The sequence below is a fragment of the Salinicola sp. JS01 genome, from assembly GCF_030284585.1.
GTDB lineage: Bacteria > Pseudomonadota > Gammaproteobacteria > Pseudomonadales > Halomonadaceae > Salinicola.
In genome coordinates this window covers 2,356,511-2,372,327 of the sequence record NZ_CP127244.1, presented here as the reverse complement: position 1 = coordinate 2,372,327, position 15,817 = coordinate 2,356,511, and the positions used below count along the sequence as shown (strand labels likewise).

The window sequence follows — 15,817 nt, the reverse complement described above, 5'->3', positions numbered from 1 at the left end:
GGGGTGACATGAGAGGCGCCATGAGCGGTGGTATGAGTGGCAATACGGGGGAGTATGGCGGTGACGTAGTCGCGCGTCCGGCCATGGGCGAGCAGACAGGAGCACTGGGCGAGTGGAGGCCGCGCAGTCAAATCACCTTTTGATACTTATCCTGACACTTGGTTTCATGACACTATGAGCTTCCTTGAGGGGGAGCTCATCATGCGCGTGATCGGCGCCGTCACCGGCCTTTGCGTACTGCTGATCGGAATGTGGGTGGCTTGGAGCTGGGCCACGCGCGAGCCCCAGGGCGAGACGCCGAGCGTCGAGCCGAGCGGTTGGGAGTACCGTTGGGGCGACTCGCCGCGGGATGGCGCCGGGCTGCCGGCCTGGCTTCACGCCAGCGATAGCGGCTGGCAGCCGATCGCCTTTCCCGCCGACCCGCCGCAGCGTGACGGCCGCGACAAGGTGTGGTTCCGCCTGCGTCTGCCGCACAATCAATGGCACGACCCGGTGCTGTTCGTCTCCAGCATCGATCTGATCGCGCAGGTCTATCTCGACGACCGGCTGATCTACCAGCATGGCGACTTCAACGATGGCGATCATGTCACCTTCGTCGGCTGGCCCTGGCACATGATTGCGCTGCCCCACGACTTCGGCGGTCAGACCCTCTGGCTGCGCGTCTTCTCCGACTACACCAGCATCGGCCTGTGGGGCCAGGTGCGCTTGATGGAGCGCGGAGAGGCCTATCGTCAGATCATCCGGCGCTCGGCCTGGGACGTGGCGGTCAGCGCGCTGGCGCTGGCACTGTCGGTATTCGCCGCGATCTTCGCCGTCAGCGGCGTCGAGCGGCGCAGCTTCGGTGCCATCGCGCTGTTCGCCGGCGCCTCGGGGCTGATGCTGCTGGCCGAGGCGCCGGCGCGGCAGCTGATCGCCGGCAATCCGCTGGGGTGGGATCTGATCCGGGCCTTCAGCTACTACATGCTGCCGGTGGCGACCGGGTTGATCCTCGCCCACTGGCTCAAGGGCAGCGCGCGGCGCTGGATGCGGCGGCTATGGGCGCTGCATCTCGCCTACGTGGTGCTGGTCGTCGGCCTGGTCCAGGGCGGGGTGATCAACCTCTCGCTGACCTTTCCCATCTTCGACATGCTGCTGGTGCTGACGCTGCCGACGATGCTGGCGCTGGCGCTATGGCAGTGGCGGGCGCTGGACGGTACCCAGCGCACCGTGGTGCTGAGCTTCGCCGTGTTCGCACCGCTGCTGCTGGCCGACATCCTGGTGGCGCACGGCTTCATCCCGTGGCAGCCAATACCGTTGAGCTTCGGCACGCTGGCCTTCTCGCTCTCCTGCGTGGCGATCTCGCTGCATCGCTACCATCGGGTTCATCGCGAACTGGCGCGCTCCCACGAGACGCTGGAGCAGCAGGTGGCGCTGCGTACCGCGGAGCTGGCGGGGCTGGTCGAAGAGCTCGAAGGGTTGTCCTACCGCGATGCGCTGACCGGGCTCTACAACCGGCGCCATTTCGACGCGGCCTACGCCCAGGCGTGCCGGCGGGCGATGGCGGGGGGCGAATGCCTGACCCTGGCAATCGTCGATCTCGACCATTTCAAGCGCATCAACGACCGCTTCGGGCACGATGCCGGTGACAGCGTGCTGGTCGAGGTGGCGACGCTGCTCAAGGCGAGCAAGGAAGCGGGCGAGAGCGTGTGTCGCCTGGGCGGCGAGGAGTTCGCGCTGCTCTCCCATGCCTCGCCGACGGCGCTGGCCGCGCGTCTCGAGCGGCTTCTGGGGCGGCTCGCGGCAGCACCACTCAAGCGTGGCGACTTGAGCCTGGGGCGTGTCACGTTCTCGGCTGGCATTGCCAGCTTCCCGATGCACAGCGCAAGCCCTGACGGCCTGTTGCGCCTGGCCGACGAAGCGCTCTACTGCGCCAAGCGCGACGGCCGCAGTACGGTGACGATCTACTCGGCGTCGGCCGAGCCGTGTCTGCTGCGTCAAGATGGCGAGCAGAGCGGGGACTGTAAGTCCCACCTGGCCAACGGCGGTACTCGGCATCGGTGCGCAGCGTCGGGGGAGCGTGACCGGCATGACCAGGCCGAGGAGGGAACCTCGGCGGAAAAGAAGTCGGAGGTGGTCGCGAGAGACCCGGACGAGCGCCGGGGAGAGCGATGACACCGGCATCGGAATAGCGCTGAAGAGCGTTGCCATATGGCACATTCGGCAGCGCCGCGAGGATGCCAAAGTCTAATGTCTGAATAAGTATGATGTATGGCAATGTTGGCGGCGACGATAACAACATTGCGGCCTGTGCGGCGTCGCGATCGATCTGGCGAAGACGCCGGACGGCGGCCTCGGCGGCTGCGCCCATTCGACATGGAGCGCGTCATGACCTCACTCTTCTCCTCGCGTGTCTCGCGTACCTGCCTCTCTCTCGCCGCCGCCGGCGTGCTGCTGGGCGCCAGCCTGGGTGCCCAGGCGGCGACCTGGCGCGGGTGGAACGTGCACCCCGACGGCTACCCCAACTCGCTGGCGCTGAAGTCTTTCGCCGAGGAAGTGGCCAAGACCACCGACGGCCGCGTCGAGCCCAAGGTTTACAACAACGGCGTCCTCGGTGATCAGCCGGATGCGATCGAACAGGCTCGCAGCGGTGCGCTGGACTTCGGCAACTTCAACATGGGGCCGATGGGCCCGGTGGTGCCCGAGACCGACGTGCTCTCGCTGCCGTTTCTGTTCAAGGACGTCGAGCAGATGTATCGGGTCATGGATGGTGACATCGGCAAGCGCTTTGCCGCCGCCCTGGCCGAGAAGAACCTGATCGCGCTCTCCTGGTTCGGTTCCGGCGCGCGCAGCTTCTACGACACCAAACGCCCGATCGAGACACCCGACGACGTCAAGGGCCTCAAACTGCGAGTGATGAACAACGATCTCTACGTGCAGATGGTCGATGCCCTGGGCGGCAACGCCACGCCGATGGCCTACAGCGAAGTGTTCCAGTCGCTCAAGACCGGGGTCATCGACGGTGCCGAGAACAACTTCCCCTCGTTCGAGTCGAGCAACCACTACGAAGTGGCCAAGTACTATTCGCTCACCGAGCACCTGATCATTCCCGAATGCCTGTGCGTGGCCAAGTCGAGCTGGGAGGCGCTCTCCGCCGACGACCAGCGCGCCGTGCGCGCCGCCGCCGAGAACGCCGCCCAGGAGCAGCGCCGGCTATGGGCGGAGCGGGTAGCCAAGAGCCGCGCCATCGTCGAGAAGGCGGGGGTGAAGATCAATGAGGTGAAGGACAAGGCCGCCTTCCAGCAGCGCATGGAGCCGCTCTACCAGGCATTCACCGACAAGCACCCCGAGCTCGCCTCGCTGATCGACCAGATTCGTCAGACCCCCTGATTGCCCTCGCGAGGTCGGCGCGTCTCCGCCGGGAGGCGCGCTGGCCGCCTCTTCGCCGCAGTTGACAGGATCTCACCGTGAACGACTCCCAGCCGCCCGTGGCCGCTGGCACCTCGGCGTGTGACAAGGTGCTCGATACGCTGGCGCGACTCTGCCTGATCGTCGCCGGCGTACTGCTGGTATTTCTGATCTTCTCGTTTGGCTGGCTGGTCTTCGGCCGTTACGTGCTCAATGACACCCCGACCTGGATCGAGCAGTCGTCGCTGCTGATCGTGGTCTACATCACCTGCCTGGGGGCTGCCGCCGGGGTCAGGTTCCATTCCCACCTGAGCATCGACTTCCTGCGCGAGGGTGCGCCACGCCCGCTGCGCCTGCTGATGCAGCTGATCGCCGACGCCTTCGTGATCGCCTTCGGCGGTGTCATGGCCTGGCAGGGGTGGCTGATGATGCTCAACAACGCCGACCGCCCGATCCCCATGCTGGGGCTGTCGGAGAGCTGGCGCTCGGCACCGCTGGTGGCCTGCGGGGTGCTATTGGTGATCTTCACCGGCGCCGAGCTGATCCAGCGCGCGATCTCGACACGCAAGGGGCACTGACCATGGGACTGATCATTCTTTTCGGGGTGTTCGCGCTGGGCCTGATCGTGGGCGCACCGATCGCCTTCGCGGTGGGGCTGTCGGCGGTGGTGACCTTCCTCTACGAGGGGCTGCCGCTGTTCGTCGGCTTCCAGCGCATCGTCTCGGGGATCTCGGTGTTCTCGCTGCTGGCGATCCCGTTCTTCATCTTCGCCGGCGAACTGATGCTCCACGGCGGTATCTCGCGGCGGCTGGTGCGTTTCGCCTCGGCGGCGGTAGGGCGCATGCGCGGCGGTCTGGGCATGGTCAACGTCACCTCGTCGATGCTGTTCGGCGGTATCTCCGGCTCGGCGGTGGCGGATACCTCGGCGCTGGGCTCGATCCTGATTCCGGTGATGAAGGAGAAGGGCTACGACACCGACTACGCGGTCAATGTCACGGTCACCTCGTCGATCGCCGGGGTGGTGATCCCGCCCAGCCATAACATGATTCTCTATGCGGTGGCCGCGGGTGGCGGCATCTCGGTCACTCAGCTGTTCGTGGCCGGGATCGTGCCGGGCATCCTGATGTGTCTGGCGCTGGCGGTGGCGGCCTACGTGGTGGCGGTGAAGCGCGGTTACGGCGGCGAAACCTTTCCCGGCTGGGCGGCGCTGCTGATCAGCTTCTGCGCCTCGCTGCCGGGTCTGCTCACCGCGGTGATCATCGTCGGCGGGGTGCTCTCGGGTGTCCTCACGGTGACCGAATCCGGCGCCTTCGGCGCGCTCTACGCCATCGTGGTCACCGGGCTGGTCTACCGCGAGCTGCGCTGGGCGGCGTTCAAGACCGCGGTCTATCAGGCGGTCAAGACTACCGCGCTGGTGATGATCCTGGTCGGCTGCGCCTCGGCGTTCTCCTATCTGCTGGCGCTATACAGCGTGCCCGAGATGCTCGCCAACGGGCTGACCTCGGTCTCCGACAACCCGATCGTGGTGCTGTTGATGCTCAACCTGCTGCTGCTGGCGCTGGGCATGATCATGGACATGGCGCCGCTGATCCTGATCTGCACCCCGATCTTTTTGCCGGTGGCGCAGCAGTTCGGCATGGACCCGACCCAGTTCGGCATCCTGATGATGATGAACCTGGGCATTGGGCTGTGTACGCCGCCGGTGGGGGGCTGCCTGTTCGTGGGCAGCGCGATCGGCGGGATCAAGATCGAACAGACGGTGAAGACCATCTGGCCGTTCTACCTGGCGCTGTTCGCGGTGCTGATGCTGGTCACCTATGTGCCGGCGATCTCGCTGACGCTGCCCCATCTGCTGCAGTGAATTCGCGCCCGGTACGCCGGGCGCCATCCGCTGTGCCATCGAACATGAAGGAGTTTCAGCATGCTCAATCGATTACTGGTGACCGGTGCCGCCGGGGGCCTGGGGCAGGCGATTCGACCCCATCTCGCGCGTCTGGCGCATCAGGTGCGGCTCTCCGATATCCTCGACCCGGGCGCGGCCGCCGCCCATGAGGAGATCGTCACCTGCGAGCTTTCGGATGCCGCGGCCGTAGCGGATCTGGTCGCGGGCTGCGATGGGGTGATCCATCTCGGCGGCATCTCGGTGGAGAGGCCGTGGGACGAGATCCTCCCGGCCAATATCGTCGGCGTCTACAACCTCTATGAAGCGGTGCGACGCCACGGCCGGCCGCGGGTGGTCTTCGCCAGCTCCAACCACACCATCGGTTTCTATCCACGCACCACCCGGCTCGACAGCCAGGTACCGCACCGCCCCGACTCGCTCTACGGCGTCTCCAAGTGTTTCGGTGAGGACCTCGCCAGCCTCTATCACGACAAGTTCGGCATCGAGACGCTGAGTCTGCGTATCGGCTCCTGTTTTCCCCAGCCCAAGGACACCCGCATGCTGGCGACCTGGCTCGGGGTGGAGGACCTCGTCGACCTGCTGGCACGCGCCTTCGCCGCGCCGCAGCTGGGTCACACCGTGGTCTATGGCGCGTCCGACAACGCCGAGCAGTGGTGGGACAATCGCCATGCACAGTTCCTCGGCTGGCGCCCGCGTCAGAGTTCCGCGCCCTGGCGCGAGGCGGTCGAGGCCGCCGACGGCCGGCTCAACCCGGATGATCCGGCGGTGCGCTTCCAGGGTGGCAAGTTCGTCGCCCAGGGTCACCCCGACGAGGGGTGAATGACGTCCACCGCCAGCGAGCTGGTATGCTAGCGCCAATCGACAGCCAAGGGGCGGTCATCCCGGCGGGCCGCAGGGTGGCGATATCCGACGGCGATCTCCGGCACAGCAGAGGTAGAGGAAACGATGGAGCAGACCCAGGCCTTCAGCGTGCAGCGCATCTCGATGCAGGAGAGCCTGTCGCGCCAGATCGCGCGCCAGCTCGAAGCCCTGATCACCGAGGGCAAGATTCCGGTGGGCGACAAGCTGCCCACCGAGAGCCAGCTGTGCGACATGTTCGGGGTCAGCCGTACCGCGGTGCGCGAGGCGATCGCCCATCTCAAGTCGATGGGGCTGGTGGAGACTCGCCGCGGCATCGGTACCCGGGTGCTGCGTTCGGCGCCGGCCAGCGCCTTCCCGGCGCGGCGCATCAGTGCCACCACGGTGGAGGACATTCTCCACGTACTAGAACTGCGCTTGGTGCTGGACTCTCAGGCCGCGGCGCTGGCCGCAGAGCGGCGCAGTGATGCCGACATCGAGGCGCTGACCCGCGCCCACGAGGCGCTGGTGGCCGCCAGCCGTGAAGGCGGCCAGGCGCGCCAAGAGGATTATCACTTCCACCGCGCCATCGTCGAAGCCAGCCACAATCCGTTCTTCGTCGCCCTTTACGATCAGCTTCACGAAGGGGCCATTCCGCGGACCAAGCTGGTGGCAGTGGAGCTCGACTCGGCGGCCATGACCCACTACCTCGAGCGCGTGGCGCGTGAGCATGCCGACGTGCTCGCGGCCATCGTGGCGGGGCAGCCGCAAGCAGCGCGGGACGCCATGCTGCGACATCTCCAGCGCGCGTACGACAATTATGCCGCCTATCAGGATATTCCTCGCAGCTGACCCCGCCGCTGCGCCGCGGCGAACCCTGCCCTCGGCGTTTCCGGCGTGGGCCTAGGGTTTGTACGAAAAGTCGGCGAGCGAAGACAAGACAAGGCAAAAATCTGCGAAAAAGCGGAGTTTACGGGTGTAAATGAGCATTTTGAGCTGATTTTTAACGCCGTATTGTCGAGCGCAGGCAGTTTTCGTACAAAGCCTAGACGAGCCCCAGCCACTTCAGCACGATCAACCCCAGACTCAGGCTGAACATCGAGCCGAAGGTGGTGATCACGATGATATTGGCGGCCAGCTTGTCGTTGGCCTTGAACGCCTTGGCCATGACGAAAGAGGCCGCTGCGCCGGGACTGCCCAAAAACAGGAACAGGATGCCCAGGGCCGGCCCGCGGATGCCCAGCGCCAGAGCGCCGAGAACGCCCAGCAGGGGGACCCACACCAGCTTCCACAGGCTGGCATCCAGGGCGATGGTGCTGCTGCGTTTGAACGCCGTGATCGAGAGCGTGCCGCCGATGCAGATCAGCCCCAGCGGCAGCGACATCGAGCCCAGATAGCCGCCGGAGGTGAGCAGCCAGGTGGGGAGATCGAGCCCCAGCAGCGCCACCGGAATCGCCAGCACCACGCTCAGGATCAGCGGGTTCTTGGCCAGATTGCGCGCCAGTGAGCGCAGATCCGTGGGCACGTCCTCGCTGTAGATCGAGAGCACGATCACCGAGACCACGTTGTAGACCACGATCACCGCGCCGGCCAGGATGCCGCCCACGGAGAGCCCGTAGTCACCGTACTGGCTGGCCGCCAGGGCCAGACCGACGATACCGTTGTTGGCACGGAAAGCGCCCTGGGTGAAGATCCCGCGTTCGACGTAGGGGTGACGCCAGATCGCCCAGAGCCAGGCGAGGCAGAAGCTCGCCAGGGTGAAGCCGACGAAGTAGAGAATCAGCCGTGGCTGCAGGGCGCTGTCGAGATCGGCCTGGATGATGCTGAGGAACAGCAGCGTCGGCATGGTCACCCGGAACACCAGCGACGAGGCGGTGTTGATGAAGGCGGCATCGATCCAGCCCAGGCGCTTGAGCCCTAGACCGAGGAACACCATCAGAAAGACCGGTAGGGTAATCTCGAGGGTATGGGTGAATGCCGCCAGCAGGCCCATGGGTCACTCTCCGCCGCGAACCAGCCAGAAGCCGACCACCAGGGCGGCGAGGATGACGGCCCAGAACAGCCGATTTCTCAGACGAGTGTCGCGGTGGGAACCTTTGCGGGACACGTTACAATCCTTCTATGGAGCGCGAGCGCTCATGTGACACGAGCGCCCGTGTGGACAACGAACGCACGAACGTCGGCACGCGGATGAAGACGCCCGGAGAGCGCCTGCCCGGGCGTTCTCCCGATGCCGGCCGATGCCGGTGGCCGTTCGACGAAAAGGCGACAGTTTACGGGAATTCGACGATCGATGCTGCCTCAACCCCTGGTTTTCGCGCACGCCAATGGCTTCACCGGCGCCAGCTATCGCACCCTGCTGGCGCCGCTGGGCGAGCGCTTCGAGCTCCACCCTTTGGAGCGCCTGGCCCACCATCCCGATTTCCCGGTCGACCGCAACTGGCGCTCGCTGTGCGATGAGTATCTCGACGCGGTGCGCGCGGTGGGCCGGCCGGTGATCGCCGTGGGTCACTCGATGGGCGGGGTGCTCTCGATCATGGGCGCCTGTCGCGCGCCGGAGCACTTCCGGGCGGTGGTCGCGCTCGACCCGCCGCTGCTGATCGGGCGCGATGCCTTGCTGCTCAAGCTGGCCAAACTGACCGGATTCATCGACCGTATCACCCCGGCCGGCAAGACGCTCAAGCGTCGCGAGCACTGGCCGAGCCGCGACGCGATGCGTCAATCGCTGCGTCAGCACACGCTGTTCAAGGGTTTCACCGAGGCGGCGCTGACCGACTATGTCAGCGGTGCCACCCGACTCGATGAGCAGGGGGCGACTCGCCTGCTGTTCGCACCGCGCCATGAGGCGGCGGTGTTTCGCCATCTGCCCGATCACCTTGCCGGTGTGCTCAAGCATCTCGAGGTGCCACTCACGGTGATCGCCGGTCAGGATTCGACCCTGCTTAACCAGGCGCGGCGGCGCCAGCTTGCGCGCACCGGGCTCGCCCTCGACTGCGTGCCCGGCGGCCATATGTTTCCGTTCGAGCATCCCGAGGCGACCCGCGCGGCGCTGCTCGCCGCGCTCGATCGGATGCTGGAGGGCGCGGCATGCCATTGAGCCGTAGCGCGAACGCGGTGCCGATAGAGACGACGCTGGGGGAGGCCGGGCTGGCGGCGCAGGTATGGGGCGCGGCGGACGCGCCGGTATGGTTGGCGCTGCATGGCTGGCTCGACAACGCGGCGACCTTCTCGCGTCTGGCGCCGCTGCTGGTCGAGGCGCTGGGCGTCCGAGTGGTGGCGCTCGATCTTCCCGGCCACGGCCGCTCACCGCACCGCGGTGACGGCGGCGACTACTCGTCCTGGGGCTATCTGCCCGAGCTGGTCGAGGTGGTCGAGACGCTGGGCCCGGCGCCGCTGACGCTGCTCGGTCACTCCATGGGGGCCGGGGTGTCCAGCCTGCTCGCCGCTGCGCTGCCGGAGCGGGTGGCCCGGCTGGTGCTGATCGATGGTCTCGCCCCGTTGACCACCACGCCGCAGCAGGCGCCGGAGCAACTGCGGCTGGGGGTGCGGGCTCGTCGGCGGCCACGGCGCGGCGAGCACGCCTATGCCACGCTGGAAGCGGCGCTCGAGGCCCGGGTTAACGGCGGCCGCACGCGCCTGGATGCCGATACCGCGCGACCGATCGTCGAGCGCGGGCTGCGCCGGGGCGAGGATGGCCTGCTCTATTGGCGCAGCGACCGGCGCCTGGTCTGGCCTTCGCTGCTGCGTCTGAGCCCGGAGCAGATGCTGGCGATGCTCGACGAGATCACCGCGCCGACCCTGCTGATCCAGGCCACCGCCGGGGTGCTCGGCGAGCGCGCGCTGCTGGCCGAGAGCTGCCAGCGGGTGCGCCGGCTGCAGCGGCGGGTGCTGAGCGGCGGCCACCATCTGCATCTCGAGCGCACGCGGGTGGCGGAGGTGGCGGCGGAGATCGTACGCTTTGCGCGGCTGGACGATATCTCGCCGCCGCAGTGAGCGCTCGGCCTAGAGCAGTGATCAAGATGGCATAGCAGCGTTCGGAACGGCAGGGCAGCGGTCAGAACGGCAGCAACGTGATCAGGAAGGCAGGGCGCAGGCGGGCATCCGCAGCGAGCGCTGCCACCATAGAGACAGACGTACAGGCGACAGCCAGGAGAGACGGACGATGAAACCACGCGTGTCACTGGTGCTGGGCAGCGGCGGTGCCCGCGGTTACGCCCACATCGGCGTGATCGAAGAGCTCGAGGCGCGCGGCTACGAGATCGTCTCGATCTCCGGCTGTTCGATGGGCGCGCTGATCGGCGGCATTCACGCCGCCGGCCAGCTCGAGGGCTACCGCGACTGGGTGTGTCAGCTCGACTACTTCGACGTGCTGCGGCTGGTCGACATCACCTGGAGTGCGATGGGCGCGATGCGCGCCGGCAAGGTGATGACCAAGCTCAAGTCGCTGGTCGGCGATATCCAGATAGAAGCGCTACCGCTGCCGTTCACCGCGGTGGCCACCGATCTTACGCGCCAGCGCGAGGTATGGTTCCAGAGCGGCTCGCTGCTGCGCGCGATCCGAGCCTCCATCGCCGTCCCCGGGATCATCACCCCGGTGCAGGAGCACGGCCAGGTGCTGGTCGACGGTGGGCTGCTCAACCCGCTGCCGATCATTCCCACGGTCTCGGTGTCCGCGGATATCGTGCTCGCGGTCAACGCCACCGCGCAGACCCCGCGGCCGATCAGTCTGGAGGCGCTGCTGCCGGCCGAGCGCGCCGCCGAGGAGGAGCAGCGTGAGCGCGAGCGCGAGGCCGCGGGCAAGAGTTTCAGCGGCTGGCTGGGGGGCGTGCGCAACCGTGTCCAGGGCATGATCTCCTCCTTCAGCGACGAGGAGGAGAGCGCCGGCGATACCTGGTCGAGCCAGACCGAGCGCGCCTGGAGCAAACTCGACATGATGTTGGCGTCGTTCGATATCACCCAGGCGGCCCTGGCCAAGTACAAGATCGCAGGCTACCCGCCGGACGTGCTGATCGAGGTGCCCAAGAGCGTTTGCGGGGCCTATGAATTCCACCGTGCCGAAGCGCTGATCGAGCTCGGCCGTTATCTCGCCGCCCAGGCGCTGGATCGCCACGAGGCGCAGCGCGATCAGACCCGCGCCAGCGGCGAGCCGGTCAATGCGCGCCGGCATCCGCTCAGCAGCGGTGGCTCGCGCACGGAGATGCCGTTGCCGCTGTCATCGCCCAAACGTCAGGAGTGAGTGCCAGGAGTGAGCCCCGGGAGTGAATATCAGAAGTGAGTGCCTGGAGCGAGGACCAGAAGTGAACACCAGGCGTGAACGCCGGGTCTCACTCTGGCTCGCCGCCGCGGGTGCGCAGCAGCACGTAGAGCGCGCCGGTGCCGCCGTCGATCTCGCTGGCGGAGCAGAAGGCGAGCACCCGTGACCAGTTTTTGAGCCAAGTGTTGACGTGGCTCTTGATCACCGGATAGGCGGCGCCCCCGGCGCTGGTGCCGCGCGCCTTGCCGTGGACCACCAGCACGCAGCGCAGGCGGTTGGCGATGGCGTCGTCGATGAACGACTCCAGCTCCAGGCGCGCCTCGTCGAGGGTATAGCCGTGCAGATCGAGCCCGCCCTCCCACGGAATACGTCCGCGCTTGAGCTGGGCGAAGGTGCGTGGCGGCAGGTCGGGAATCGCGAAGGCCAGCGACTGATGCGGGGTGACCGCCTCGACGCCGCCATCGGAGAGGCTGGAGAGCGCCTGCGGTGGCGCCTGTTCGGCGGCCTCACGGCGTGCCGTGGCGTTGAGCGCGTGCCGGCGGCGGCGTCCGGTATCGGCGCGATTGATCTCGAGCTTCTTCACGCCGGCCGCCTCAAGCGCCTGACGAAAGGCGCCGAGATCGGCGTCGTCACCACCTGAGGGATCGTCGCCGGAAATCTGCGTCATGCCGTTCTACCTCTGTTTGCCATCTCGGTCGATGCCGGCCGGAGGTTGCCATCGGGCCGCACCGGGCGCGTTCGCGCCGCGGGCGAAAGGGTAAAGGATTGTCATCGCGGACGCATGCCCGGCTGTGAAGCGCCGACCCTTGCGGGTACAATCGTCGTCCGTTTTTCAGCCATTTGCGAGCCCGACCCATGTCCAGCCCGGCGACCACCCTGACGCTCACCGATCACGCCCTCGCCAGCGAGCTGATCAGCGTTCGCGACTGCCTGCGCTGGGCCACCAGTGAGTTTCTCACCCACCGCCTGCACTTCGGCCACGGCACCGACAGCGCCTGGGACGAAGCGGTGGCGCTGGTGCTCGGGGCGCTGCACCTGCCGTGGGATGCCGACCCGGCGGTGCTCGACGCGCGCCTGCTCGGTGTAGAGCGCGAACGCATCGTGGGCCTGGCACGCCAGCGTATCGAGACCCGTCGGCCATTGCCCTATCTGCTGGGGGAGGCGTTCTTCGCCGGCTACCCGTTCGAGGTCGACGAACGCGTGCTGATTCCGCGCTCGCCCATCGCCGAGCTGATCGAGGCGGGCTTTGCGCCCTGGTTCGAAGCCACGCCGCCGGCGCGGGTGCTCGACCTGTGCACCGGCTCCGGCTGCATTGGCATCGCCACGGCGCTGACTTTACCCACCTGTGCGGTGGACCTGGTCGACATCAGCCCCGACGCCCTGGCGGTGGCCAAGGCCAATATCGTGCGTCACGACGTGGGCCGCCGGGTGCGTGCGGTGGCCTCCGACCTGTTCGAGGGCGTCGCCGGGCAGACTTACGATCTGATCGTCAGCAACCCGCCCTACGTCGACAGCCGTGACCTCGCGGCGATGCCGGCGGAGTACCGCCACGAGCCGGACCTGGCGCTGGGCGCGGGCAGCGACGGCCTGGATATCGTGCGTCGCATCCTGCGCGAAGCGCGTGGCTATCTCAGCGACGACGGCATCCTGGTGGTCGAGGTCGGCAACTCCCAGCGCCACCTCGAGGCCGCCTTCCCCGAGGTGCCGTTCCTGTGGCTCGACTTCGAGCGCGGCGGTGAGGGTGTCTTCGTGCTCGACGCCGAGACCCTCGACGCCCACGCGGCCCAGTTCGCCGCCGCCTGATCGATTCGCTTTCGCTCCCTTTTCTCCGAGGAACCCGCATGTCCGGCAACACCTTCGGCAAACTGTTCACCGTCACCACCTTCGGTGAGAGTCACGGCCCGGCGCTGGGCGCCATCGTCGATGGCTGCCCGCCGGGGCTCGCACTCAGCGAGGCCGATCTGCAGCGCGATCTTGACCGGCGGCGTCCGGGCTCGTCGCGCCACACCACCCAGCGGCGCGAGCCGGACCAGGTGAAGATCCTCTCCGGGGTGTTCGAGGGGCGCACCACCGGCACCCCGATCGGGCTGGCGATCGAGAACACCGACCAGCGCTCCAAGGACTACTCCAAGATCCAGGCGCAGTTCCGACCCGCGCATGCCGACTACACCTATCACCACAAGTACGGCATCCGCGACTATCGTGGTGGTGGCCGCTCCAGCGCCCGCGAGACCGCGATGCGCGTGGCCGCCGGAGCCATCGCCAAGGCCTGGCTGGCGCAGCAGGGCGTGCGCGTGCGCGGCTACATGAGCCAGCTCGGCCCGATCGAGATCGCGTTCAAGGGCTGGGAAGGCGTCGACGACAACCCGTTCTTCTGCCCCGATCCGGACAAGGTGCCCGAGCTCGAGGCGTACATGGATCAGCTGCGTCGCGACCAGGACAGCGTCGGTGCCAAGATCACCGTGGTGGCCGAAGGCTTGCCGGTGGGGTTGGGCGAGCCGGTCTTCGACCGCCTGGACGCTGACCTGGCCCACGCCCTGATGGGCATCAATGCGGTCAAGGGGGTCGAGATCGGCGACGGTTTCGGTGTGGTCGCCAGCCGCGGCAGCGAGCACCGTGACGAGATGACCCCGGAGGGGTTTCTCTCCAACCACGCCGGCGGCGTGCTCGGCGGTATCTCCACCGGCCAGCCGCTGGTGGCGCACCTGGCGCTCAAGCCGACCTCCAGCATTACCCAGCCCGGGCGCTCGATCGATGTCGACGGCGCGCCGGTGGAGGTGATCACCAAGGGGCGTCACGACCCCTGCGTGGGGATTCGCGCCACGCCGATCGCCGAGGCGATGATGGCGCTGACGCTGATGGATCACTGGCTGCGCCACCGCGGTCAGAATGCCGATGTGCGGGTAGGCACCCCGCGTCTGGGCCAACTCTAGGCGCTGGACACGGCCAGGGCGGCGATCACTCGTCGCCCCGGGCCTCGCGACGATCGCGCCTGCGGCCTGCGTCTTCGCCGCCCCCGGGCTCTCCCTCTGGCGCTTCACTCTCACGGCCGCGGTTCTCGTCCGCGCCCGTTGTTTCCTCGCCATCGCGGTCGCTGCCTTGGTGGCCCTCCTCCTGCGCCTGCTGCTGGCGCGCCTTGACCTTGCGCTGGCGAAGCTGCTGGCGGTAGCCGTAGGTGGCGCCGCGGATGGTCTCGTCGCTCTCCAGGCTCGAGCCCAGGGCGCCGGCCACGGTGGCCACCGAGGTCGCCAGCCACGCCAGCGCCGGGAAGTTCCACCAGCCGATGGAGGACTCGACCGTGGCTTCGAGCAGGCTGGCGGGGACGAACAGGATCACCGCGACCAGAAACAGCGCGAAGAGAATGGCGTAGTAGCAGCCCACGCCCAGCAGCAGCGTCAGCAGCGTGGTCAGGTTGTAGAGCCGGGTCAGGTGCGGCGAGCCGGTATAGCGCTGGGGCTCCCACAGGCCATGATCGAGAATCAGCCAGATCACCATGGCGGCGATCGCGGCGACCATCAGCAGCACGAAGCGGTAGCCTTCATAGGCGGCGCTGAGGCGCCACAGGGTGGGGAAGATCAGCCCGTAGGCGCCGGTGGCGAAGGCCACCGCCACGATACGCCGGAACGCGGGCACAATGGTCCAGGGTCGGTTGGCGCGCACCATGCCCGCCAGCAGGCGCAGATGGCCGCGCACGGGGGCAGCAGAGATGAAGCGCACGTCGATCTCGGGTTGATCCGTCTCGTGCGCCTGTGACCGTTTCTCGTCGCCCGCCTGGTCGTCCGGGGTGACCCGACGGATCGGGGTCAGCCACTCGGCGAGGCGCGAGCCGATCAGCTGGCGCGCGCTGGCGTTGCGGATGCCGTGGGCACGGCGCGTGCGGCGGCTGCGGTCGACGTGCGCCTGCTGGCGCTCGCGATCGTCGGGGGCGCTGCCGTGATGCATCTCGTTGATCAGGTGCAGCGTCGCCTCGCGCAGCCGGTCGTGCAGCGGCGAGGCGCCCAGGGCCGGCTGCGAGATCACCGCCACGCCGCACGCCTCGCTGGCCTCGGCCACGATCAGCCGGCCGTCACGGAACAGCGGCAGGTCGGTGATGCACAGCGCGTAGTCCCAGCCGTGCTCATGCTTGAGCCTGGCGGCCTGCTGGATCAGTTCCGCACCGGTACCGTCGGCACCGATCAGCGGGTCGGTGACGCACTCGACCCGCCAGGCGTGGCGGTCGTCGGTGTGGCGTGTGAGCAGCGTCGGCAGCTCCTCGGCCAGCCCGGCGGCGATGCGCTCGGGCAGCTCCGGGGCCGGGATCAGGCCCAGGCGCTGCGGCGGGCGGCTGGATTCGCACTCACTCGTGCTGTCATCACGGCTTGCCTGCTCCGGCTCTCGCACGCCGCTCCGGGGCGCGGATGACGCTGACGCGGCCATGTCGTGTGCTCCTCGTGTCTCGC

14 protein-coding genes are annotated in these 15,817 nt (G+C 67.6%); 11 read left to right on the top strand and 3 right to left on the bottom strand.

Going from position 1 to position 15,817, the window contains the following annotated elements:
* Positions 1 to 201: 201 nt before the first annotated feature.
* From QO259_RS10900 to QO259_RS10875, 6 genes are all read left to right on the top strand, one after another.
* The gene (locus QO259_RS10900; RefSeq protein WP_285950005.1) at positions 202 to 2,151 is read left to right on the top strand and encodes a GGDEF domain-containing protein; all 1,950 of its coding nucleotides are present in this window, start codon (positions 202 to 204) and stop codon (positions 2,149 to 2,151) included.
* Positions 2,152 to 2,364: 213 nt separating this feature from the next.
* Entirely contained in the window at positions 2,365 to 3,366 is a 1,002-nt protein-coding gene (locus QO259_RS10895; RefSeq protein WP_285950004.1) for a TRAP transporter substrate-binding protein, read from the top strand.
* Between the two features lie 77 nt (positions 3,367 to 3,443).
* The gene (locus tag QO259_RS10890; protein WP_285950003.1) at positions 3,444 to 3,962 is read left to right on the top strand and encodes a TRAP transporter small permease; all 519 of its coding nucleotides are present in this window, start codon (positions 3,444 to 3,446) and stop codon (positions 3,960 to 3,962) included.
* Between the two features lie 2 nt (positions 3,963 to 3,964).
* Positions 3,965 to 5,245 (top strand): TRAP transporter large permease, encoded by a 1,281-nt coding sequence (locus tag QO259_RS10885; protein WP_207037038.1) that lies wholly within the window; start codon positions 3,965 to 3,967, stop codon positions 5,243 to 5,245.
* A gap of 60 nt (positions 5,246 to 5,305) precedes the next feature.
* On the top strand, positions 5,306 to 6,106 hold the full coding sequence (locus QO259_RS10880) for an NAD-dependent epimerase/dehydratase family protein (protein ID WP_285950002.1): 801 nt from the start codon (positions 5,306 to 5,308) through the stop codon (positions 6,104 to 6,106).
* 126 nt (positions 6,107 to 6,232) lie between these two features.
* A complete protein-coding gene (locus tag QO259_RS10875) occupies positions 6,233 to 6,976 on the top strand; it encodes a FadR/GntR family transcriptional regulator (protein ID WP_285950001.1) in 744 nt (247 codons plus the stop codon).
* Between the two features lie 193 nt (positions 6,977 to 7,169).
* On the opposite strand, the gene QO259_RS10870 is transcribed toward QO259_RS10875, so the two are convergent.
* A complete protein-coding gene (locus QO259_RS10870) occupies positions 7,170 to 8,117 on the bottom strand; it encodes an AEC family transporter (protein WP_207037045.1) in 948 nt (315 codons plus the stop codon).
* A gap of 300 nt (positions 8,118 to 8,417) precedes the next feature.
* On the opposite strand from QO259_RS10870, the gene QO259_RS10865 reads away from it, so the two are divergent.
* The 3 genes from QO259_RS10865 to QO259_RS10855 all read left to right on the top strand — a co-directional run bounded on the left by QO259_RS10865 (position 8,418) and on the right by QO259_RS10855 (position 11,360).
* Positions 8,418 to 9,221: an alpha/beta fold hydrolase gene (locus tag QO259_RS10865; protein ID WP_285950000.1), complete on the top strand. Its 804-nt coding sequence runs from the start codon at positions 8,418 to 8,420 to the stop codon at positions 9,219 to 9,221.
* Positions 9,212 to 10,117, top strand: a complete 906-nt coding sequence (locus QO259_RS10860) for an alpha/beta hydrolase (RefSeq protein ID WP_285949999.1) — start codon at positions 9,212 to 9,214, stop codon at positions 10,115 to 10,117. Before QO259_RS10865 ends, QO259_RS10860 begins: the two co-directional genes overlap by 10 nt.
* A 169-nt stretch (positions 10,118 to 10,286) precedes the next feature.
* On the top strand, positions 10,287 to 11,360 hold the full coding sequence (locus QO259_RS10855; RefSeq protein WP_285949998.1) for a patatin-like phospholipase family protein: 1,074 nt from the start codon (positions 10,287 to 10,289) through the stop codon (positions 11,358 to 11,360).
* Positions 11,361 to 11,448: 88 nt separating this feature from the next.
* Here the strand turns inward: QO259_RS10855 and QO259_RS10850 are convergent, their stop codons facing one another.
* Positions 11,449 to 12,045, bottom strand: coding sequence for a Smr/MutS family protein (locus QO259_RS10850; protein WP_285949997.1), 597 nt, complete (start codon positions 12,043 to 12,045; stop codon positions 11,449 to 11,451).
* 188 nt (positions 12,046 to 12,233) lie between these two features.
* Here QO259_RS10850 and prmB point away from each other — a divergent pair, with 188 nt between their 5' ends.
* Positions 12,234 to 13,181, top strand: a complete 948-nt coding sequence (gene prmB / locus QO259_RS10845) for a 50S ribosomal protein L3 N(5)-glutamine methyltransferase (protein ID WP_285949996.1) — start codon at positions 12,234 to 12,236, stop codon at positions 13,179 to 13,181.
* Between the two features lie 38 nt (positions 13,182 to 13,219).
* Positions 13,220 to 14,311 carry a chorismate synthase gene (gene aroC, locus QO259_RS10840; RefSeq protein WP_285949995.1) on the top strand — a complete coding sequence of 364 codons (1,092 nt, stop codon included), beginning with the start codon at positions 13,220 to 13,222 and terminating at the stop codon, positions 14,309 to 14,311.
* Between the two features lie 25 nt (positions 14,312 to 14,336).
* Here the strand turns inward: aroC and QO259_RS10835 are convergent, their stop codons facing one another.
* Positions 14,337 to 15,794, bottom strand: a complete 1,458-nt coding sequence (locus QO259_RS10835; protein WP_285949994.1) for a hypothetical protein — start codon at positions 15,792 to 15,794, stop codon at positions 14,337 to 14,339.
* Positions 15,795 to 15,817: the final 23 nt, after the last annotated feature.

Excerpts from the sequence above, each read along its gene's own strand:
- QO259_RS10900 (WP_285950005.1), top strand. The coding sequence starts at position 202 with ATGCGCGTGATCGGCGCCGTCACCGGCCTTTGCGTACTGCTGATCGGA.
- QO259_RS10895 (WP_285950004.1), top strand. The coding sequence starts at position 2,365 with ATGACCTCACTCTTCTCCTCGCGTGTCTCGCGTACCTGCCTCTCTCTC.
- QO259_RS10885 (WP_207037038.1), top strand. The coding sequence starts at position 3,965 with ATGGGACTGATCATTCTTTTCGGGGTGTTCGCGCTGGGCCTGATCGTG.
- QO259_RS10880 (WP_285950002.1), top strand. The coding sequence starts at position 5,306 with ATGCTCAATCGATTACTGGTGACCGGTGCCGCCGGGGGCCTGGGGCAG.
- QO259_RS10875 (WP_285950001.1), top strand. The coding sequence starts at position 6,233 with ATGGAGCAGACCCAGGCCTTCAGCGTGCAGCGCATCTCGATGCAGGAG.
- QO259_RS10870 (WP_207037045.1), bottom strand. The coding sequence starts at position 8,117 with ATGGGCCTGCTGGCGGCATTCACCCATACCCTCGAGATTACCCTACCG.
- QO259_RS10865 (WP_285950000.1), top strand. The coding sequence starts at position 8,418 with ATGCTGCCTCAACCCCTGGTTTTCGCGCACGCCAATGGCTTCACCGGC.
- QO259_RS10860 (WP_285949999.1), top strand. The coding sequence starts at position 9,212 with ATGCCATTGAGCCGTAGCGCGAACGCGGTGCCGATAGAGACGACGCTG.
- QO259_RS10855 (WP_285949998.1), top strand. The coding sequence starts at position 10,287 with ATGAAACCACGCGTGTCACTGGTGCTGGGCAGCGGCGGTGCCCGCGGT.
- QO259_RS10850 (WP_285949997.1), bottom strand. The coding sequence starts at position 12,045 with ATGACGCAGATTTCCGGCGACGATCCCTCAGGTGGTGACGACGCCGAT.
- prmB (WP_285949996.1), top strand. The coding sequence starts at position 12,234 with ATGTCCAGCCCGGCGACCACCCTGACGCTCACCGATCACGCCCTCGCC.
- aroC (WP_285949995.1), top strand. The coding sequence starts at position 13,220 with ATGTCCGGCAACACCTTCGGCAAACTGTTCACCGTCACCACCTTCGGT.
- QO259_RS10835 (WP_285949994.1), bottom strand. The coding sequence starts at position 15,794 with ATGGCCGCGTCAGCGTCATCCGCGCCCCGGAGCGGCGTGCGAGAGCCG.